The organism is Pseudomonas sp. ANT_J12 (assembly GCF_008370045.1).
Classification (GTDB): Bacteria; Pseudomonadota; Gammaproteobacteria; order Pseudomonadales; family Pseudomonadaceae; genus Aquipseudomonas.
The window spans coordinates 390,849-410,920 of record NZ_VOBN01000002.1 but is presented as its reverse complement, the minus strand read 5'-3'; the positions used below and the strand labels follow the sequence as shown (position 1 = coordinate 410,920).

Here is a 20,072-nt window from a genome sequence, read left to right as displayed (position 1 = left end):
GGTAACTGTCAGGTATGACAGTTTTTAAGGCTGATTTGTTGAGGGGGGGTTCTTTCTTATAATCAAAGCGCTCACTGCCCAAGCCCGTCAGGCAGTGGCGCATTTGAACCGTTTAAAACAATATCTTCGCCACATCCGCAAACCGCTTGGCAAAGTGCACCGTAATCCCTTCCTTCAAATAATCCGGCAACTCCTCGAAACTGCCGCGATTCGGCTCCGGCAAAATCAATTCAAAGATCTTCTGCCGCCGCGCCGCAATCACCTTCTCGCGCACCCCGCCAATCGGCAGTACATGCCCGGTCAACGTCAGCTCGCCGGTCATGGCGATGCCTTTTTTCGGTGCCTGGTTACGGGCGAGGGAGAGCAGGGCGCTGGCCATGGTCACGCCGGCGCTCGGGCCGTCTTTCGGGGTGGCGCCTTCCGGCACGTGGAGGTGGACGAAGGCTTCGTCGAAGAACTTCGGATCGCCGCCAAACGACTTCAGGTTGGAGCTGACGTAGCTATAGGCAATCTCCGCCGACTCTTTCATTACATCGCCCAGTTGCCCGGTGAGTTTGAAGCCCCGGTTGAGCGTGTGAATCCGCGTGGCTTCAATCGGCAGGGTCGCGCCGCCCATGCTGGTCCAGGCCAGCCCGGTAATCACGCCGGTGCCGGACAAGACTTGCTCGTTGCGGAACACCGGATGGCCGAGCGAGGCTTCCAGGTCTTTGGGGCCGATCTTGATCACCGCTTTCGGCTCGTCGATCAACTTGACCACGGCTTTGCGCACCAGTTTGCCCAGTTCTTTTTCCAAGTGGCGCACCCCGGCTTCGCGGGCATATCCGTCGATCAAGGCTTTCAACGCGCTGTCGCTGATGCTCAGGCTGCCTTTGGAAACGCCAGCCTTCTGCAGTTGCTTCGGCCACAGGTGACGTTTGGCGATGGCGATTTTTTCTTCGGTGATGTAGCCCGACAGGCGAATCACTTCCATCCGGTCGAGCAACGGGCCGGGGATCGAGTCCAGGGTGTTGGCGGTGCAGACGAACAGCACTTTCGACAGGTCCAGGCGCAGGTCCAGGTAGTGGTCGAGGAATTCGACGTTCTGTTCCGGGTCGAGGGTTTCCAGCAGCGCCGAGGCCGGGTCGCCCTGGTAGCTCTGGCCCATCTTGTCGATCTCGTCGAGCATGATCACCGGGTTCATCACTTCGACGTCTTTCAACGCCTGCACGAGTTTGCCCGGTTGCGCGCCGATGTAGGTGCGGCGATGGCCCTTGATCTCGGCCTCGTCACGCATGCCGCCGAGGCTGAAGCGGTAGAACGGTCGGCCGAGGGATTCGGCGATGGACTTGCCGACGCTGGTCTTGCCCACGCCCGGCGGACCCACCAGCAGCACGATGGAACCGCTGATCTCGCCTTTATAGGCACCGACCGCGAGGAATTCGAGGATGCGGTCCTTGATGTCGTCCAGGCCGGCGTGGTGTTTATCCAGTACCTTGCGTGCGTGCTTGAGGTCGAGTTTGTCCTCGCCATACACGCCCCACGGCACCGAGGTCGCCCAGTCGAGGTAGTTGCGGGTGACTGCGTACTCCGGCGAACCGGTCTCGAGGATCGACAGCTTGTTCATTTCCTCTTCGATGCGTTTTTGCGCCTGGGGCGGCAGGACCTTGCCTTCCAGGCGTTGCTCGAACTGCTCGATGTCGGCGCTGCGATCATCCTTGGTCAGACCCAGCTCTTGCTGGATGACCTTGAGCTGTTCCTTGAGGAAGAACTCGCGCTGATGCTCGCCGATCTTGCGGTTCACTTCGGCGGAGATTTCTTTTTGCAGGCGCGCAACTTCGACTTCCTTGCGCAGCATCGGCAGGACTTTTTCCATGCGCTTGAGCATCGGCACGCAGTCGAGCACTTCCTGCAACTCGCCACCGGTGGCGGAGGTGAGGGCGGCGGCGAAGTCGGTCAGGGGTGATGGATCGTTGGGGCTGAAGCGATTGAGATAATTCTTCAGCTCTTCGCTGTACAGCGGGTTGAGCGGCAGCAGTTCCTTGATCGCATTGATCAGCGCCATGCCGTAAGCCTTGACCTCGTCGGTCGGCTCGGTGGGCTGGTGCGGGTATTCGACTTCCACCAGGTACGGCGGTCGATGGTGCTTGAGCCAGGTCTTGATGCGCACCCGGGTCAGGCCCTGGGCGACGAACTGTAATTTGCCGTTTTCACGACTGGCGTGGTGCACCTTGACCAGGGTGCCGTACTCCGGCAGCGCGCCGGTATCGAAATGACGCGGATCTTCCTGGGGCGTGTCCATGTAGAACAGGGCCAGGGAGTGATGATCGGATTTGCTCACCAGGTCCAGTGTTTCGGCCCACGGTTCTTCATTGACGATCACCGGCAACACTTGGGCCGGGAAGAACGGGCGGTTGTGGATCGGGATGATGTAGACCTTGTCCGGCAGGTTCTGGCCAGGCAGGGCAAGGCCTTTGCCGGTGGAATGGTGTTCGATGTGGTCGGTTTCGGCGTAGTCGCTCGGGTCTTCAGGAAATTCTTGCTGGTCGCTCATGGGGCACCTGCGCAATGGGGTATGGGTCTTAGATGGGGCAGGTGGGGGGTGGTTTCAATGGCAGTGGATATTTCAGGGGGTGTGTTCAGGGTTTTGACAGGTGATGGGTCCCTGAATATTTCGGCCGAGCGATCAAAAGTAGAAAAACAGGCCGGTGGCTTTGCGGCGAGCCAGGCTGGTCAACTGCTGGAGGCGTGCCTTGAGGTCTGCCGGCAGGGCTGACTGCTCCAACAGGGTCTGAACCCTTTCAAGCGCGGTGACGCCCTGGATGCTGGCGTCTTCATGGTCATCGATCAAGCAGCCCAGAACCTTGTTGAGGCGCTGGATCAGGCCTGAATCCCACAGATGCTGGTAGTGCTCGGCGCTCAACGTCCACGTTTCGAGGTCACCCGACAGGCTTTGATCAAAGTCCAGGCGCCGCAAGGCTGCCAGACTTAACGGGACGACAATTTGCTTCGTTGGGCTATCCATGGCGGTCTTCCCGGTTGAGCCATGCGTACAACTCGCGTTGCGCTTCGATCAGGCGTGTGGTGAGTTCTGCCAGGGTTTTCGCCCGTCCCGTCCACTGCGGCTGACCCCAATCCCGATCCTTGATCACCACCACCTGAAAGGCTCCACCCTTATCGAACTCGGGATACCAGCCGACATCCAGCAGCAGGTGCTCGCCGTATTCGACTTGCAGCAGGTCTTCCTTGAGTGAGTCGATCTGGCTGGCGAGGGGCTGGTCGGACAAGATCGACAGGTCGTCGAAAGTTATTTTGCCGGTGAGCAGGCTCAGGTCGAGCGAGGGGGGAGGCCGGTTCATGCCTGGAATTTCTCCTTGGGTACGCAGCAATTCAACAGGACATTGTCCCGGTCATGACGCCCGATCTTGCCTGATTTGACCCCGGCATCCCAGCCCCGACCAGCGGATCCGCAGGCACAAAAAAGGGCGGCTACCGAAGGTAACCGCCCTGTTTTCAACTGCCGCTAACGCTTATTCCGGCAGTTTGTAAGCAATCACATAGTCACCCATCTTGGTGCCCAGCGAACCGTGACCGCCAACGACGAGCAATACGTATTGTTTGCCGTCCTTGCCGGTGTAGGTCATTGGGGTGGCTTGGCCGCCGGCCGGCAGGCGCGACTTCCACAGTTCCTTGCCGCTATTGACGTCATAGGCGCGCAGGTACTGATCGAGGGTACCGCTGAGGAAGCCGACGCCGCCCGCGGTGACGATCGAGCCGCCCATGCTTGGCACGCCGATCGGCAGGCCGATAGGCACTGGCGAACTGTCACGGCTGGTGCCGTTTTTGCGCTTCCACACCACTTTGTTGGTGGTCAGGTCGATACCGGTGACATAGCCCCAGGCCGGGGCCTGGCACGGTACACCGAACGGCGACATGAACGGGTGCATGGTCACGGCGTACGGCGCGCCAGCGTTAGGCTGGATGCCAGCCGTTTCGCTTTCGCGCTTGCTGTCCGCCGCGACTTCGGCGCGGGGGATCATTTTCGAGACGAACGCCATGTAGTTCGGGCTGGTGAACAGCAGTTGGCGGACCGGGTCGACCGACACGCTGCCCCAGTTGAACACACCGACGTTACCCGGATAGACCAGGCTGCCCTGCAACGACGGCGGGGTGTACTGGCCTTCGTAACGCAGTTCCTTGAACTGGATGCGGCACAGCATCTGGTCGAACGGGCTGGCGCCCCACATGGCTTTTTCGGTCAGTTCCGGGGCCAGCAGGTTGAGGTCCGAACGGGCCTGGGTCGGGGCGGTATGGTCGCCCTTGACCGCGCCTTGTGGCACCGGGATCTCACGAATCGGCACAATCGGCGTGCCATCGCGACGGTCGAGCACATACAGGCTGCCTTGCTTGGTCGGCGCGATCAGCGCCGGCTTCACGCCGTCGGCAGTTTTCAGGTCCAGCAGGGTCGGCTGGCTGCCCACGTCCATGTCCCACAGGTCATGGTGAGTGAACTGGTAATTCCAGCGCACCTTGCCGGTGGCCAAATCGAGAGCAACGAGGCCGGCGCTGAATTTCTCGGCACCTGGCATGCGGTCGCCACCGTACTGGTCAGGCATCTGGTTGCCCAGAGGCAGGTAGACCATGCCCAGTTTCTCGTCGACGCTGGCCAGGGACCACATGTTCGGCGAGTTGCGGGTGTAGGTTTTGCCCGGCGCCAAAGGCTCGGTGGCCTCCGGGTTGCCGCTGTCCCAGTTCCAGACCAGGTGACCGTCATGCACATCGAACGCGCGAATCACGCCGGACGGCTCGTTGGTCGATTCGTTGTCGGTGACGTGACCGCCCATGATCACCAGGTCGCGGGTAATCGCGGCCGGGGAGGTGGCGTAGTAGCCGCCAGCGGTGAACGGGCCGATGCCTTGGGTCAGGTCAACCACGCCGTTGGTGCCGAAGCCTTCGCAGACCTTGCCGGTGTCGGCATTGAGTGCGATCAGGCGTGCATCGGCGGTCGGCAAGTACAGACGACGCGGGCAAGCCTGCGCAACGGCTTTGCCGGCTTCGGAGATGACGGCGGCCGAGGCAGTGCCTGCTTGGGCGTAGGCATTCTCGTCGTAGTAAGAGACGCCACGGCACGTCATGTGGGCGAAGCCCTTGAAGCCCACCGGGCTCTTGATCTGCGGGTCGAAGCGCCACAGTTCCTTGCCGGTGTCCGGGTCCAGCGCCAACACTTTGCTGTGGGCGGTGCAGGCATAGAGCATGCCGTTGACCTTCAGCGGGGTGTTTTCGTTGGTCAGCTCCACCGGGTCATCGGCGGTCGGCAGGTCGCCGGTCTGGATGCGCCAGGCTTCCTGCAACTTACCGACGTTGGCCGGGGTGATCTGCTTCAGCGGCGAGTAGCGGTCACCGAATTCGGTGCGGCCATAGGCCTGCCAATCGCCGTCGGGCATCGCCGGGGCGGTGCTGGTCAGGTCCGTGGTATCGCGGCCCAACTCGCCGAAGATTTCATTCGGATGGGTGAATTGACTGGCCACGGCTGTGGCACCGGCCAGCACTACGGCCACGCTCAACGCAGCGGTGCCCAGCGGTGCGGCGCCATTGCGCAGCAACGGTCGGCGGAACCACGGCAACAGCAGGACCACACCCAGCGCAAACCACAGCGACAGACGCGGCACCAGTTGCCACCAATCGAGGCCGATTTCCCACAACGCCCACACGGTACTGGCGAACAGCACCAGTGCGTACAGGCCCAGTGCGGCGCGCCGGGCGGCGATCAACAGCACGCCGGTCAGTGCGATGCCGATACCGGCCAGCAGGTAATACAGCGAGCCGCCGAGCATGCTCAGCTTGATACCGCCGGCCAGCATGGCCAGGCCCATTAGCAGAAGCAGGATACCGAGCAGGCTCGGTAGCAGACGGCTTCGACTCAAAGCACCATCAGTGCTCATAGTGTGGTTCTCCGTGACGTTTAAGTAGTCCCGCGCAAGTTCACTGTAGATGACGATCTGGCGTGGGCATGGTTCAGTTAAATCTGTAGGAGCGAGGCTTGCCCGCGAAGGCGGCGTGTCAGCCAACATCAATGTTGAATGTGATGGCCTCTTCGCGGGCGAGCCTTGCTCCTACAAGGGTTGCGGTGTGGTTAGAACGAGGACTGGATCTTGATCCCGCCAATCAGCGCGTCATCGACCTTGTCCACGCCACCGGGGTGGCGGATGTATTGCAGGTTCGGGCGCACGGTCAGCCAATTCGTGACGTGCACGCCGTAATAAAGCTCGGCGCTGTATTCGGTGTCTTGCGGCGGCAGGAACGACGGATCGTCGTAGTCATAAACGGCGCGGGCCTGGTTGGTCGCCTCGGCGTTCTTGCGATAGGCCGGGTTGACGTGGACGCGGGCCAGGGCGAAACCGATGTCGTCCTTGGCGCGTGCATCGAACAGACCTTTGTAGACGACGCCAGCCTGGACATAGTTGTCGATGGCGTTGGTCTTCTTGTCGTGCATCGTGCCGTTGGCGAACACGCTCAAGCCTCGGGAGTTGTCGCTGGCGCGGCTGGTGATCTGCTGTTGCACACCGAGCCACACGCCATGCTTGCTCGACGCGCTGCGATAGGCTTCGCCGCTGAGCGCAGCGGGCTGGCCATTGCTGTCCTTGTAGGCGTCAGTGGCCTTGGCGTTGCTGTAGTAATAACCGGCGCGGTACTCGCCGGGCAGGCCGTTGAGCTTGGGCGTCCACACCAGTTCAATCGGCAGGATCGCGCCCTGGGTGCCACTGCCGCTGAGCTTGAAGCCATTGCCGCGATCGAGGTTCGACGGGTTCTGCTCGTAGGCGCCGACCTGCGCGTACAACTCCGGTGTCAGGTGATATTTGACCCGCATCGCCCACTGGCTGACTGGCCAGTTGTACCAGATGCCTCCGACCCAGTTGCCGACTTGCGAGCCGCAGAACGCCAGGTTCTGGAAGTCGCAGGGGAAGCTGTTGAAGTCTTCGCCTTCGCCAAAGCGGCCGACCTTGATGTCGAGCTTCTGGTCGAAGAATTTCTGCTGGTACCACATCTGGGTCAGGCGCCAGGTCTGGCCACGGCCCCAGACTTCCTGGGCCGAGGTGAAGCCGCCAACCCGTGGGTCGTTGATCCGGTCGTTGCTGATGTTGTTGCCGTTACGTTCGGTGATGGTCAGCTGGAATTCGGCGTCGTCCCAACTGAGGATCTTCTGCAGATCCAGGTGCGTGCCGAGGCCGAACTGGTCGCTGTAGCGCGCCGTGCGGTCGTGGTCATAGCCGCCGTGCAGGTTGCTGCCCATTTCGCCGGTGTAATCGACTTTGAAGTCGTAGCCTTTTTCCGAAAGTTCTGTGCGCGTGCCGTTCCAGTCGCCGAGCATCCACGGCGATTCGCTATCGAAAGCCGGGGCCGCGTGAACGCAGGTGGCGAGGCCGAAGGCGCTGAGGCCGCCGATCAGGTTCAGGGCTTTTCGCTGGGCCACAGGGGTGCAGACAGCGCTGTCTCGCGGAGATGGAAAGTCGGGCATAAAGTAGAAATTCTTGATCTTTTTCTGGGGGGTGAACTGAACGCAACGAGGTGGAGCGGGCAGTGAAGCGTTTCAGCTTAAGGGCGGCAGGATAATGATCTGTGACAAAGAGAGAAAGCGCTTTTACTGACATGCAGCGTTTCGGATTTGGTAACAGTCGTCTGCGACAGGGCGCCGCAGGCTGAAAATACCCTTTGTAGGAGCGAAGCTTGCTCGCGAAGGCGTCCTGGCATTCAACATTGATGTTGAATGAACCGGCGCTTTCGCGAGCAAGCTTCGCTCCTACAGGGATTGTGGTGTGCAGGTATTGGTTAGTTGCCCGCGGTGACAGCAGCGACTTTGCGTGCTCGCGTCCAGGTCAGCACGAAGTGGGCGACGAGGCCGAAGATCAAACCCCAGAACGCCGCAGCCAACCCGAGGAAACTCATGCCCGAAGCGGTCACCAGAAAGGTAATCAACGCCGCCTCCCGCTGCTTCTCATCCGCCATCGCCCCGGTCAGCCCGGCACTGATCGCGCCGAACAAGGCCAGTCCGGCGAGGGAGGCGATCAACTCTTTGGGCAGGGCGGAAAACACCGAGGCCAGGGTCGCGCCAAACGTGCCCATCAGAATGTAGAACACCCCGCAGGCAATCCCGGCGATGTAGCGCTTGTCCCGGTCCTCGTGGGCTTCGCGACCGGTGCAGATCGCGGCGGTAATCGCGGCCAGGTTAAAGCCATGGGAGCCGAACGGCGCCATCAGGATCGAGCCCATTGCGGTCACCGAAATAATCGAGCGCGCCGGGGTGTTGTAGCCCGAGGTGCGCAACACTGCCATGCCCGGCACGTACTGTCCGGTCAGGGTCACCAGTGCCAGTGGCAGGCCAATGTTGATGATCGCGTGCCAGCTCCACTCAGGCGCCGTGAAGACCGGATGCGCCACCGCGATGGTGATCGAAGCGCTGTTGAGTTCACCGAACGACGCCGCCACGGCGCAACCGACAATTAGCACCGACAGAATCGCGTAGCGCGGCGACAAGCGTTTGCAGATCAGGTAGGCCGCGATCATCGACAGCACCAGCGCCGGTTGCAGCTTGATCGAGGTGAACAGCTCGGCGCCGAAGCGAAACAGAATCCCGGCGAGCATGGCGGCGGCGATGGCTTTGGGCAGGCGACTCATCAGTTTGTCGAACGCCCCGGACAATCCGACCACGGCGATGATCACCGAAGCCACCACATACGCGCCAATGGCCTGGGGCAGGGTGACGCTGGGCAGCATCGACACCAGCAACGCCGCGCCCGGCGTCGACCACGCGGTGATCACGGGAATGCGCAGGCGCCAGCTCAGGAACAGGCCGGTGATGCCGCTGCCGATGGAAATCGCCCAGATCCACGACGACACCATGTCGTTGGGCAGGTGCGCTTCCTTGGCGGCCTGAAACACGATGATCAACGGGCCAGCGTAGGAAATGATCACCGCGATGAAGCCTGCAATGACCGCTGACAGGGATAGATCCTTTCTGAGTGTGTGCATGATGTCTCGACTTGGCGCGGCAGAGGCGCGCAGTGATCAGGGTGGGATTGAGTTGATTGATTCGATTTGCGATGAGTGTATTTGAATGAATTGAGTTGATTCAATAATGAAAAATCAAGTCAGAGAAAAATATCGAATCATTTGGATTTAACTGATTGATTTGTAATGTTTTTAACTTGTGAATATTTTTTATTATCTGCGCCTGTTTCATTTAAAGATCGACTCAATGTTCACCATTGATCCCTGCACAAGTGCTCGAACATCGATGTGATATGCTCCGATTTTTTTCACGACGATGGGCAGCGATCATTCATGTGGGTTCCCCAGCTAAGCGAGTTCAGCCAGCCGATGTATTTGTCGATTGCCGATGCGTTGGCGCGCGATATCAGCAATGGCGTGTTGAGCCAGGGCGATCGCCTGCCAACCCTGCGCGAGTTGGCCACCACGCTGAAGGTCACGCCGGGCACCATCAGTCGCGCCTACAGCGAGGCCCATCGGCGTGGGTTGGTCCATGGGGAAGTGGGGCGCGGCACTTATGTGCAGAGCCAGGCGCCGAGCGAATTGCCGGTCAGCCCCGTCCCGACGACGCTGAACCTGGGACAGTCGCAATTACTCGACCTGTCCATCATCAAGCCCTACAGCGAAACCCTGGAATACTGGCTGCGCGATGCCCTGATCGGCCTGGCCAAGAGCACTGATTTCGCCCGGGCCCTCGACTACGCGCCGGACGGCGGTCACCCGGCGCATCGCGAGGCGGGTGCACAGTTTCTGCGCCAGTGGTTGCCCGATGCGCAATGGCAGCAAGTGGTGATCACCGCAGGCGCGCAGCATGGCTTGATGGTCGCGATGAGCGCCCTGACCAACGCCGGCGACCTGGTGCTCTGCGAAGAACTTTGCTACCCCGGCATCATTTCCCTGGCCCATGGTCTGGAGCGACGCCTGGGTGGCGTGGCGATGGACGACGAAGGGATCATCCCCGAGGCGCTGCGCGAACTGTGCCTGCGGGAGAAACCGGCGATGCTGGTCTGCGTGGCGACCTGTCAGAACCCGACGGCGGCGATCATGTCGCAACAGCGCCGGGCGCAGATCGCGGCACTGGCCGAGGAGTTCGACTTCATCATCCTTGACGATGACATCTATGGCTTCCTCGCCACCGACCCGTCGATCAAGCCTTTGTCGGCGTTTGCCCCGGAGCGTTCGGTGTACCTGACCAGCTTGTCGAAGTCGGTCATGCCGGCGTTGCGCATCGGCTATCTGTATAGCCCGCCGAAACTGCTGTCGCGCCTGACTTCGATGGTGCGCAGCAGCGTGTGGATGCCATCGCCGCTGACCGCGCAACTGGCCAGCAACGTGATCACCGAAGGCCTGGACAAGAAACTGATCCGCATCCAGCGCAACGAAGCGGCTGCGCGGCAAGCCATTGCCCGGGAAATCTTTGCCGGTTTCGAACTCAAGACCCAGCCATATGCCTACCACGTCTGGCTGACCTTGCCCGAGCCGTGGACCAGCGACGAATTCACGATGCTCGCCCGGGCCAATGGTGTGCTGGTGCTCAGCGGTACGCAGTTCCAGGCCGAGCGTTCGGGGATGACCCGCAGTGTGCGGCTGGTGCTGATGTCGCCCACCAGCCAGGACGAACTGCGCTTTGCCCTGACCAAACTGGCAAGCCTGATCGATACCGACCCGCGACGGTTTTACTGAACCGCGCCGTCTCCCGCTAAAACTGTAGGAGCACGGCTTGCCGGCGAAGGCGTCCTTGAGATCGCCTTCGCCAGCAAGCTTGGCTCCTACAAAAGCACGGTGGTTGACCTACAGTTAACGCAGTCCTTCCACCCAACGAAGCCCTCGGCTAAGGTGCGCGGCTTCTTTATTCTTTCTTCGCGCAAAGGCCCGGCATGACCGAACAGAACAACAACCCGCTGCACGGCGTGACCCTGGAACAGATCCTCAACGCCCTGGTTGAACATTACGAATGGTCGGGGCTGGCCGAGCGCATTGATATTCGCTGTTTCAAGAGCGATCCGAGCATCAAGTCGAGCCTGACCTTCCTGCGCAAAACCCCGTGGGCGCGGGAGAAGGTCGAACGCCTGTACGTGAAGTTGATGCGTACCAAGCGTCCGCTCTGAACATGCTTATTTCAGCTGCCCCGAGGCGTCGTTTTGTTGCCGTGGCGGCGGTGCTGGGCTGGTTTGGCCTGAGCGTTCAGCTGTACCTGATACTCGGCACCCGCTGGGAAATCGGTGCCAGTCTGTTGGGTGGGCTGATGAGTTTCTTCAGCTTCTTTACCGTGCTGACCAATACCCTGGTGGCGGTGGTGCTGACCTGCGAACTGACCTCGCGGGAGTCGGCGGCGCGGCGCTGGTTTTTGCAGCCGTCGGTGAGTAGCGGGATCGCCGTGAGCATCGCCGTGGTCGGCCTCGCGTACAGCCTGTTGCTGCGCCATCTCTGGCACCCCGAAGGCTGGCAACTGCTCGCCGATGAGTTGCTGCACGACATCCTGCCGCTGCTGTTTCTGTTCTATTGGTGGTGCTGCGTGCCCAAAGGCACGTTGCGCCTGGCGCATATCGGCCTGTGGGTGATTTATCCACTGGTGTATTTCGCTTATGTGCTGCTGCGCGGGCATGTGCTGAGTGCTTACCCGTATCCGTTCATTGATGTGAGCGCCCTGGGTTATCCACAGGTGTTTCTCAATGCCGGGGGGATATTGGTGGGGTTTGTCGTGATTGCGTTATTGATCGTGGGCTTGGATCGCTGGCGCTCAACGTTAAGGTGAGCACCCACTGTGGCGAGGGGGCTTGCCCCCGTTGCACCGCGAAGCGGCGCCAAAACCTGTATACGAATTTTATCTGGCATATCGCGTTTGTTGATTTTGCGACTGCTTCGCAGTCGAACGGGGGCAAGCCCCCTCGCCACAAACATCAATCACTCTTCGAGGGTGCCATCCGCCCGCCAGTAACCCACCGCTTTGACCAACTGCTCATCCAGCCCATGCTCATCGAGCAGCACCCGGCGAATCTGCCGTGAAACCTTGGTCTCGGTCGCCACCCACGCATACAGATTACCGCTCGGCACCTGCAACTCTTTCACCGCGTTCAGCAGGCTGTTCTGGCCGTTATCGCGCAACACCCAAATGACATTCACCTGCGCCGGGCTTTCCAGCGTCTGTTGCTCACCGCCGTTTTCCACCTCGATGATCACCAGCGCCCGGCGGTTGGGCGCCAGGCCTTCCAGGCGGCGGGCGATGGCGGGCAGGGCGGTTTCGTCGCCGATCAGCAGGTAGCTGTCGAAGATGTCCGGCACGATCATCGAGCCCCGTGGCCCGCCAATGTGCAGGAATTGCCCGGGCTGCGCCTGCTCGGCCCAGGTCGAGGCAGGGCCGTCGCCGTGCAGGACGAAATCGATGTCCAGTTCCAGGGTGTCCAGGTCATAGCGCCGGGGCGTGTAGTCGCGCATGGCCGGCAGCGGTTGATCGGTCTTGCCGGCGCCGAGCACCAGGGTTTCCAGTGCCGCCGCTTCCGCTGCGTTCTGCGGGAACAGCAGTTTGACGTGATCGTCGGTGCCGAGGCTGACGAAGCCCGCCAGCTCCGGCCCGCCCAAGGTAATGCGGCGCATGCGCGGGGTCAGGTCGACCACTCGCAACACCTCCAGCCGACGGCGTTTGATTTCGTGCATCACGCGATGGATGGTCTGGTTTTCAAAAACGACATTCATTCGGCGTTCTCCTGGGCGGCTTGAACGGCAGGGCCGTCGACGATGGCTTTGGCGGTGTTGTTGAGCAGGGCGGCGACGCGGACGATTTCTTCGGCACTCCAGCGCCCGTGATGCAGTTGCAGGGCATGACGCAAGTTATGCACCGCCTCGTGGATTTCCGCCGGGCGATCATGGCCGCGCAGGGAACGTTTGCTCACGTCGATGCGCATCCGCACGCCTTCCAGGGCAATTGCCTGGTCGCCCAGAGATTGGCGGCCGGCGTCGGTCACGCTGTAGCGTTTTTTTCCACCCTCGGCGTCGCCGGTGATCATTTCGCTTTCTTCGAGGAAGGTCAGGGTCGGGTAGATCACCCCGGGGCTGGGGCTGTAGGCGCCGTCGAACATGCCTTCGATCTGGCGGATCAGGTCATAGCCGTGGCACGGCTGTTCGGCGATCAGCGCCAGCAGCAGCAATTTCAAATCGCCGGGGGCGAACACCCGTGGGCCGCGTCCGCCGCGTTCGCGGCCAGGGCGTTTCTCGAAGCCGTCGCGGCCGTCACCGTGTTCGCGGTGGGAATGATGGTCTCTCATTTTTTCAGTGCTCTCGTCGTATTTAGATACAACTTAAGATATATCTTAAGACCGGCGCAAGACCTTTTCCGAAAGACCTTTCCGCACGCCGACGAACGGTGCCTGGCTGGCGAGTCAGCCCTGGCATCGTCAAATCGATTTTTCGGTGGCTCAAGGCCGCGTAACTTTAAAGTTAAAGTTATCACTCTATTAATTCATCGGTTTATAGTCCGCAAGTGCCGTTGGCCCCGTATTTACTCGTTATATCGCTGTATGGTTTTTTTAATAAAACTGTCGGTAGGAAAGTGCTGACAGTTATCCATCGATAATTGCCTTTTTTGTTCTTTTGTCCGACCTGTTGCGAGGGCATCTAACTACATGTCCGTCGGAAGTTACTTGCTTACATTCCGAGGGCGGTAGCGGATCATTTGCTGGCGTTGAAAGTTCAGGCCCCTACCGGCAGGCATGGCAGGGTTTGAACTTTTAATAAGCCACTTAATTGACAAGACAGGTACTTAAAGATGTTCAAGAAAATGACTGTTGCTGCACCACTGGCTTTGCTGGCGCTGACCTCTTCCATGGCATTCGCCGCCGGTGAAGCGCGTCACTCGATCAGCATTGTCGCCCATGTACCGACCAACGGTTTCTACGTGGTGCCTGTCGATCCAGACCTGGTCAACAAGGACCAGCGCATGGACATGCAGCCGACCACCGGCAAACCGGCAAACATCGAAGGTTTCTTTGATATGCGCAACAACAACGGTTCGGTCCACGCCAGTGTCGTGACCGCGCCAAAACTGTATTCCGGTGCTAACACCATCGACTTGCAAGTTCAAATCAGTGGCAAGGAACTGACCACCACGCCGCAAATGGTCGCCGGTGAATCCGAGTCCGATGTGAACTTCCGTGCGCCGCTGCTCATCAGCGCCAAAGGTACAACTTTCGCACCGGGTGACTACACCGGCTCGGTGGCCATGGTCTTTGATGCCGTCCCTCCAGTTGGCGGTGTTCGCTAACTTACCCTTACTTGGCATCAACCGGCGGGCGGGCAATGTGTCCTGCCCGTCGGATTTCCATTGGTTTGCAATCTGAGTATGAGTTCATGTTCCCGATGACCCCCATCGCGGCTGCGCTTGCGCTGTTGTTTTGTGCCAGCGCGGTGGCGGCTCCGGTTTCCTCCGGTACTACACCGCGAAGTCTGCTGGCACAGGCCAAGGGCTTGCCGGCGGAATTCGAGGAGCACTTTTTTGATGTGCCGCTGGCGGTTCGTGTGGAACTCGATCAACAACCCCTGGGGGAAGCGATGGTCGTGCTGTCCCGGGATGACCGAATCACCCTGCTCGAATTCACCGACACCCGCGACAGCCGCTTCAACGCCGCCGAGCGTGAAACCTGGGCGAGCTATCTCAAACCCGGCGTGCCCCTGGGCAGTTGCACCCGGCAATGCCCGGAACAACTGCTGGCGGTGCACTACAACCTGGAAAACTCGCTGCTGTCGATCCTCACCGAAAACGCCGAGCGCGACACCGAGGTCAAGCGGTACTTCGAACAACCGGAGGGCGGCAGCAGTGGCTTGATGCTGCGCAATCAGCTCAACCTCAACGGTGGTCAGGACCAGGACCTGGGCGGACGCTTCGGCCTGGAAGCCAGTGGCAGCCTCGGCAACTGGAGCCAGACGTTCAATATGCAACTGGCCCGTCTCGGCGGCCCGGACAATCAGCTTTACCACGCGGTACACGAGCTTTATACCCAGCGCGAATTGCAGGGCACGTTCCTGCGCCTGGGCTATTTCACCCCCAATTCCGAAGGGCTGACCCGCCAACCGCGCACGTTTGGCAACAGCCCCGACACCACCGTCGGCGTCATGTATGGCAGCTCCGACAGCCTGGCGATCAACAACCCGGCGCCCAGCATCTATCCGATCTACGTCACGGCCAACCGCCAGGCGTCGGTGGAAATTTATCGCGAGGGTTTGCTGATCAATACCCAATCGGTGCCCGCCGGTTTGCAGACCCTCGACACCCGGCCGTTGCCCGGTGGCATCTACGAAGTGGAAGTGCGGCTGATCGAAGACGGCCAGACGACCTCCACCACCCAGGAGCTGGTCTACAAACCCAACAACTGGCGCAACCTCGACGAGCGCTGGCGCTATAACCTGTTTGCCGGGGAAGAAACCAAGTTGCTGAGCAACTGGGACCAGCAGGCCAGCGGCAGCGCCACGGCCGGTGCCTCGGTCAATTACCTGCTGCATCCGCGGGTGATTCTGGGGCTGTCGGCGCGCCAGATCCGGGAAAAAATGCAGTACGGCACGTCCATCGACTGGACCCTGGCCAATCAACTGAGCCTGTATGCCAACGTCTACCAGACCGAGGACCACGGCACCGGCGTCGATCTGCAAAGCCTGTACAGCTACGGCTCCGGCAGTGTGGTGATCAGCCATAACCGCAGCTGGCTCGACACCACGGATATCTACGATGTGCTGCCCGACGGCACCCGGGTGCGCCAGCGCAACGTGTTCATCGGCGAAACCAGCAACTCGTCCCTGGCGCTCAATCATCGCCTGAGCAGCAAAAGCTCGATCAATGCCCGGGTGTCCCACAGTGAGGGCAATGTCGAGGGGATTGGCCTGGACCTGGGCTGGACCCAACGCACTGTGCTCTGGGGCAGCGATGCCAGTTGGCGCTTGTCGCTGTTCGATCGCCCCGGCAGTTTCAGCAGCGGCGATGATCGCAATCGCGGAGTCGATCTGAGCCTCAACCTGGCGCTGGGTGCGCCCGGGCAACAGATCACCGGCAGCATCGGTTCGCGCACCGCCCGTGAAGGCGGGCGCGATAACAATGCGTCCCTGGGCTGGCGCAAGGACCTGAAGGACCACGTGCTGCAAAACGTCTCGGTCACTGCACTCACGGACACGTACGGCGTCGGCTTGTCGAGCCTGGCCGCGTTCCGCACCGAGGCAGTCCGGGGCGACGGTTTTGTCCAGCGTTCCTCCTACAACAACAACTTCACCGGCGGCTTGAACCTGGACAGCACCCTGGCCATCGGCAGCCAGCAAATGGCCCTGACCAGCCAAAGCGATGTGCGCGGCGCCGGGTTGATTGTCGATGTGGAATCGGACATCGACGGCATCGCCTTGCGCGCCGACGACTTCAGCGGCGGCAGCGTGGCCTTGCGTCCGGGACGCAACTTCATCCCGATCACGGCGTACCAGAACAGCTCGGTGAGTTTCGATTTCGAAGGCAATCACGTGCCGGCCGCCAACATCGAGCCGCAACGGACCCGTTATCACCTGAACAAGGGCGGCGTGGATTACCGCAAGGTGCGGGTGATGAAAACCCTCACCGTGCTCGGTCGCCTGGTGGATGCCCAGGGCCGGCCGCTCAAGGGCCATCACGTGATCAACCACGCCAGTCGCGGGGTGACCGAGGTCGACGGCTTCTTCTCCATGGAAATGCACGCCGCTTCACCGACCCTGGAAGTGCGCCAGGGCAATCAGTTGCTGTGTCAGTTCCGCCTCGATGCCAATCGTCATCGCAGTGAAAACAACGTGTTGATGATCGGGGACCTGCGCTGCACGCCGGACACCCTGGCCGACGTCACGCCGACCGATCAGAAGGCAGGTTGAAACCTATGAAAATGAGTATGTACGGGCTGGCGCTCGCGCTGGTCGCGCCTTCTGCGCTGGGGTTCAATCAGGAGATCCGGGCGCGGTTCACGCCGGACCCGTCGCAGCCGCAGAAAAATGTCTTTATCAACCAGACACCGAACAGCGGTTACTGCGCCACCTACCCGGACGAGTGCAGGATGAACGAAACATTCAGCATCCGCGCGCCGATCAATTTCGGCCCCAAAGGCCCCATGCTGCCCATGGCGGGTGTTTCGATCCGCGTACCGGCCTACTGGCGCCAAATCACGGTGACCAACAGCGACACCCTGGAAACGGAAATCGTTGAAGTGCGCATCAGCGGCATTGGTTCCAATTACGTCCTGAGCAATACCGCCGCCAGTCTGACGGGGGAAACCGACATCCTTGAAGGGCACCGAAAGCTCTGGGGTGGACTGAGTTGGGTTTATGCACCGGCCAATTGCCTCTACAGCGGTGTCGGTGCCTACGGCCCCAATACCTATCGGTTTTTCTGGAAAACCCCGAGCGAAGGCGACTGCACCAAAGTCACGTCGTTTCGAATCCCGTTCATGTCATTCGACACCCTGGATTTTGCCTACGAACTGCGCACGCCCAACCCGCTGGGCATGTCCAGCGGGCTCTACACCGGGTCGATCAATTACCTGCTCAACGGCGCGGCCAGGGATTTCAACATTGGCGACATGGTCGCCAATGACAGCAACCTGACGCTGGACTTCGTGCTTGATGTGCAACACACCCTGAAAGTCGATATTCCGCCCGGCGGCAATCACATCGTCCTGGAACCCCAGGGCGGGTGGAGCAGCTGGCTCGATCAGGGTCGTCCGCCGACCCGCCTGTTGCGTGACCAGACCTTCCTTATCTCGGCGTCATCGCGCTTCAAGATGTCACTGGAATGCGAGCTCGACCTGACCGACGGCTGCGGGATCATCGATCGTGAGTCGGGTTACGCCGGGCTGGTCAACGTCAGCGTCAGCCTGCCCCACGGGTTGACCGACAGCGGCGGCAAACCGGCCATGCGCGTGCCGTTGAACCGCGAGGACTCGGCCACGTTCCAGCCCGGTGTCTACGTGGATCGAAAACCGGGAACCCTGCATTTCGACGTGGCGGAACGCGAAACCGCGTTTTTTGTGCGCAACAGCAAGGGGCGGCCCTACAAGGGCAACATCACCGTGATCTGGGATTCGGAAGTCTGACCGTCCGGGTCAGCCCGCAGGTATTTTTCAAGAGGCGCAAAGCAATGAGATTTCTGTTGTTGATGGGGTTGCTCGGTACATTTTCCCTGGCGGTGCAGGCCGGCCCGCAGATCAATGTCGGCACGGTCTACGACTACCTGGATGGCGATAAAAGCACCTACCTGAAACGGGTGTTCAACAGCGGCGACAGCACCGCATTCGTCAAGATCAATGTCCTGGAAATCGTCTACGACGCCGACGGTACGTCCCGCGAAATCCCGGTCGAAAGCTCGGCGGACGGCACCTCCCGCAAGGGCATCATGGCCAGCCCGGCGCGCTTGATCGTGCCAGCCCAAGGCATGCAGGGCACGCGTTTGCTGTACATGGGCGAGCGTGACGTCGAGCGTTACTTCCGTGTGCGTTTCATCCCCGTGGTGCCGGAGAAAGAAGACGATTTCGTGATCAGCAGCGAGGAGCGCGACGACTATAAAAAGAGCCTGTCGGCGGGGGTCAACGTGATGACCGGGTTCGGCACGATCTTTTTCGTGCGCCCGCAAAATGCCCGCTACGACACGGCCGTCAATGACACCGCCAGCCGTTATGAACTGCGCAACAACGGCAATACCGTGCTGGTGGTCGACGAGTTCAAGAGCTGCTCGCTGAGCAAGGAAAACGACTGCGGGCCGACCACCAAGCACCACGTGTTGGCGGGCAGGTCCTTTGGTTTCGATAAAGAGAAGGGACGTGAATACCGCTTCATGGTGATCGAAGGCGACAGCAAGAAGTCGCTGAAAATTGCCAGTCGGTAAGGCTGATGTCAGTCGGTGAAACTCGGTTCATGTGGTCGCGGGCTGCAGTGTTAAATCTTTGTGGGTAACAAAACATGATCAAGCAATGCACGGTTGCGGCGTTGATGGCGGCCACGGGGCTGATGAGTCTTTCGGCACTGGCGGCGCGCGAGGAGCACACGTTCTAAGTCAGCCTGACAGTGCCGACGCGTTCGTTTTATGTGACGCCGGCGCAATCGGACTGGATTCACCGCGAGCAGATCCTGCCCTGGCTCAGGGAGACTTCCCGGCTGGGCAGCCTGCGCAAATATTTTGATGTGCGCCACGACACCAGCGCGATCGAAGCGCGCCTGGAGTTGCAGCCCTACCTCAGCAACGGCCACCCGGCGGACGATATCCAATTGCGGGTCAGCTTCAATGGCGTCGAACTGAGTCACGCCGTCGAACCCCGGCTAGTGGTGTCCGCCGCCGATGCGGCGGTGGGCTCGCGGGTCTTGCTGGAAATCGAGCCGCAGTTGCCGGCGGGTGGTTATCGCCCCGGCGATTACTACGGCAATGTGTTGCTGTTGTTCAACGCCAAGGCACCGGGCGGGTAGACCCGCAAGGGGCGGTGCTGCGGCTTTTGGCTGATGTCACATCGACTGATCTGAAGGCAGGTTGAAACCCATGAAAATGTCTATCTACGGACTGGCACTGATGCTGGTTGCGCCTTCGGCGCTGGCGGTCAATCAGGAGATCCGGGCGCTGTTCACGCCGGATTCGTCGCAGCCGCAAAAAAACGTGTTTATCAACCAGACACCGAACAGCGGTTACTGCGCCAGTTACCCGCAGGAGTGCACACAACAGGACATGTTCAGTATCCGGCTGCCGGAGCGCTTCCACCCGCGTACTGACATTGCCCCGGGGTCGGAGGTACCGATCAAGGTGCCGGCTGGCTGGCGCCGATTGACGGTGACCAACCGGGACACTCAGGAAACAGAAACCGTTGAAGTACGCATCAGCGGTATAGGTTCCGATTACGTGCTGAGTGACACGGCAATGAACCTCACGGGAGCCGCGACCGCGGTCGCAGGGCACCAGCAACTCTGGGGCGGGCAGATGAGCAGTTGAGTTTATGCATCGCCGCCCTGTACGTACAGTGGTGTAGGTGCTTACAGCGATACCACCTATCGTTTTTTCTGGAAAACCCCCGTAGAAGCCAACT

16 protein-coding genes and 1 pseudogene are annotated in these 20,072 nt (G+C 60.5%); 9 read left to right on the top strand and 8 right to left on the bottom strand.

Going from position 1 to position 20,072, the window contains the following annotated elements; translation table 11 throughout:
* Positions 1–112: 112 nt before the first annotated feature.
* From lon to FQ192_RS07625, 6 genes are all read right to left on the bottom strand, one after another.
* Entirely contained in the window at positions 113–2,530 is a 2,418-nt protein-coding gene (gene lon / locus FQ192_RS07650) for an endopeptidase La (protein ID WP_149658049.1), read from the bottom strand.
* A 132-nt stretch (positions 2,531–2,662) separates the two neighbouring features.
* Complete coding sequence (locus FQ192_RS07645) at positions 2,663–3,001, bottom strand: hypothetical protein (protein WP_149658048.1); 339 nt, start codon at positions 2,999–3,001, stop codon at positions 2,663–2,665.
* The gene (locus FQ192_RS07640) at positions 2,994–3,335 is read right to left on the bottom strand and encodes a hypothetical protein (protein ID WP_149658047.1); all 342 of its coding nucleotides are present in this window, start codon (positions 3,333–3,335) and stop codon (positions 2,994–2,996) included. Before FQ192_RS07640 ends, FQ192_RS07645 begins: the two co-directional genes overlap by 8 nt.
* Before the next feature lie 171 nt (positions 3,336–3,506).
* Positions 3,507–5,918: a glucose/quinate/shikimate family membrane-bound PQQ-dependent dehydrogenase gene (locus FQ192_RS07635; protein WP_149658046.1), complete on the bottom strand. Its 2,412-nt coding sequence runs from the start codon at positions 5,916–5,918 to the stop codon at positions 3,507–3,509.
* A gap of 191 nt (positions 5,919–6,109) precedes the next feature.
* Positions 6,110–7,492, bottom strand: coding sequence for a carbohydrate porin (locus FQ192_RS07630; protein WP_149658045.1), 1,383 nt, complete (start codon positions 7,490–7,492; stop codon positions 6,110–6,112).
* A 311-nt stretch (positions 7,493–7,803) separates the two neighbouring features.
* Positions 7,804–9,003: a benzoate/H(+) symporter BenE family transporter gene (locus FQ192_RS07625; RefSeq protein WP_149658044.1), complete on the bottom strand. Its 1,200-nt coding sequence runs from the start codon at positions 9,001–9,003 to the stop codon at positions 7,804–7,806.
* 312 nt (positions 9,004–9,315) lie between these two features.
* Here FQ192_RS07625 and FQ192_RS07620 point away from each other — a divergent pair, with 312 nt between their 5' ends.
* The 3 genes from FQ192_RS07620 to FQ192_RS07610 all read left to right on the top strand — a co-directional run bounded on the left by FQ192_RS07620 (position 9,316) and on the right by FQ192_RS07610 (position 11,776).
* A complete protein-coding gene (locus FQ192_RS07620) occupies positions 9,316–10,704 on the top strand; it encodes a PLP-dependent aminotransferase family protein (RefSeq protein ID WP_149658043.1) in 1,389 nt (462 codons plus the stop codon).
* A gap of 194 nt (positions 10,705–10,898) precedes the next feature.
* On the top strand, positions 10,899–11,129 hold the full coding sequence (locus FQ192_RS07615; RefSeq protein WP_007903672.1) for a VF530 family DNA-binding protein: 231 nt from the start codon (positions 10,899–10,901) through the stop codon (positions 11,127–11,129).
* A 2-nt stretch (positions 11,130–11,131) separates the two neighbouring features.
* On the top strand, positions 11,132–11,776 hold the full coding sequence (locus FQ192_RS07610) for a Pr6Pr family membrane protein (protein ID WP_149658042.1): 645 nt from the start codon (positions 11,132–11,134) through the stop codon (positions 11,774–11,776).
* 149 nt (positions 11,777–11,925) lie between these two features.
* Here the strand turns inward: FQ192_RS07610 and FQ192_RS07605 are convergent, their stop codons facing one another.
* Entirely contained in the window at positions 11,926–12,714 is a 789-nt protein-coding gene (locus tag FQ192_RS07605; protein WP_149658041.1) for a siderophore-interacting protein, read from the bottom strand.
* A complete protein-coding gene (locus FQ192_RS07600; protein WP_149658040.1) occupies positions 12,711–13,283 on the bottom strand; it encodes a PadR family transcriptional regulator in 573 nt (190 codons plus the stop codon). Before FQ192_RS07600 ends, FQ192_RS07605 begins: the two co-directional genes overlap by 4 nt.
* Before the next feature lie 500 nt (positions 13,284–13,783).
* Here FQ192_RS07600 and FQ192_RS07595 point away from each other — a divergent pair, with 500 nt between their 5' ends.
* The 6 genes and pseudogenes from FQ192_RS07595 to FQ192_RS34850 all read left to right on the top strand — a co-directional run bounded on the left by FQ192_RS07595 (position 13,784) and on the right by FQ192_RS34850 (position 19,978).
* Positions 13,784–14,278 carry a CS1 type fimbrial major subunit gene (locus tag FQ192_RS07595; RefSeq protein ID WP_149658039.1) on the top strand — a complete coding sequence of 165 codons (495 nt, stop codon included), beginning with the start codon at positions 13,784–13,786 and terminating at the stop codon, positions 14,276–14,278.
* Positions 14,279–14,364: 86 nt separating this feature from the next.
* Positions 14,365–16,887 carry a CS1-pili formation C-terminal domain-containing protein gene (locus FQ192_RS07590; protein WP_149658038.1) on the top strand — a complete coding sequence of 841 codons (2,523 nt, stop codon included), beginning with the start codon at positions 14,365–14,367 and terminating at the stop codon, positions 16,885–16,887.
* A gap of 5 nt (positions 16,888–16,892) precedes the next feature.
* Positions 16,893–18,101: a hypothetical protein gene (locus FQ192_RS07585; RefSeq protein WP_149658037.1), complete on the top strand. Its 1,209-nt coding sequence runs from the start codon at positions 16,893–16,895 to the stop codon at positions 18,099–18,101.
* A 44-nt stretch (positions 18,102–18,145) separates the two neighbouring features.
* Positions 18,146–18,889 carry a molecular chaperone gene (locus tag FQ192_RS07580; RefSeq protein WP_149658036.1) on the top strand — a complete coding sequence of 248 codons (744 nt, stop codon included), beginning with the start codon at positions 18,146–18,148 and terminating at the stop codon, positions 18,887–18,889.
* Positions 18,890–18,963: 74 nt separating this feature from the next.
* Positions 18,964–19,464 (top strand): annotated as a pseudogene (locus tag FQ192_RS07575) (CS1 type fimbrial major subunit).
* 70 nt (positions 19,465–19,534) lie between these two features.
* Positions 19,535–19,978 carry a hypothetical protein gene (locus tag FQ192_RS34850; protein WP_306108887.1) on the top strand — a complete coding sequence of 148 codons (444 nt, stop codon included), beginning with the start codon at positions 19,535–19,537 and terminating at the stop codon, positions 19,976–19,978.
* Positions 19,979–20,072 lie beyond the last annotated feature (94 nt).

Coding starts and splice junctions, on each gene's coding strand:
- lon (WP_149658049.1), bottom strand. CDS start 2,530: ATGAGCGACCAGCAAGAATTTCCTGAAGACCCGAGCGACTACGCCGAA.
- FQ192_RS07645 (WP_149658048.1), bottom strand. CDS start 3,001: ATGGATAGCCCAACGAAGCAAATTGTCGTCCCGTTAAGTCTGGCAGCC.
- FQ192_RS07640 (WP_149658047.1), bottom strand. CDS start 3,335: ATGAACCGGCCTCCCCCCTCGCTCGACCTGAGCCTGCTCACCGGCAAA.
- FQ192_RS07635 (WP_149658046.1), bottom strand. CDS start 5,918: ATGAGCACTGATGGTGCTTTGAGTCGAAGCCGTCTGCTACCGAGCCTG.
- FQ192_RS07630 (WP_149658045.1), bottom strand. CDS start 7,492: ATGCCCGACTTTCCATCTCCGCGAGACAGCGCTGTCTGCACCCCTGTG.
- FQ192_RS07625 (WP_149658044.1), bottom strand. CDS start 9,003: ATGCACACACTCAGAAAGGATCTATCCCTGTCAGCGGTCATTGCAGGC.
- FQ192_RS07620 (WP_149658043.1), top strand. CDS start 9,316: ATGTGGGTTCCCCAGCTAAGCGAGTTCAGCCAGCCGATGTATTTGTCG.
- FQ192_RS07615 (WP_007903672.1), top strand. CDS start 10,899: ATGACCGAACAGAACAACAACCCGCTGCACGGCGTGACCCTGGAACAG.
- FQ192_RS07610 (WP_149658042.1), top strand. CDS start 11,132: ATGCTTATTTCAGCTGCCCCGAGGCGTCGTTTTGTTGCCGTGGCGGCG.
- FQ192_RS07605 (WP_149658041.1), bottom strand. CDS start 12,714: ATGAATGTCGTTTTTGAAAACCAGACCATCCATCGCGTGATGCACGAA.
- FQ192_RS07600 (WP_149658040.1), bottom strand. CDS start 13,283: ATGAGAGACCATCATTCCCACCGCGAACACGGTGACGGCCGCGACGGC.
- FQ192_RS07595 (WP_149658039.1), top strand. CDS start 13,784: ATGTTCAAGAAAATGACTGTTGCTGCACCACTGGCTTTGCTGGCGCTG.
- FQ192_RS07590 (WP_149658038.1), top strand. CDS start 14,365: ATGTTCCCGATGACCCCCATCGCGGCTGCGCTTGCGCTGTTGTTTTGT.
- FQ192_RS07585 (WP_149658037.1), top strand. CDS start 16,893: ATGAAAATGAGTATGTACGGGCTGGCGCTCGCGCTGGTCGCGCCTTCT.
- FQ192_RS07580 (WP_149658036.1), top strand. CDS start 18,146: ATGAGATTTCTGTTGTTGATGGGGTTGCTCGGTACATTTTCCCTGGCG.
- FQ192_RS34850 (WP_306108887.1), top strand. CDS start 19,535: ATGAAAATGTCTATCTACGGACTGGCACTGATGCTGGTTGCGCCTTCG.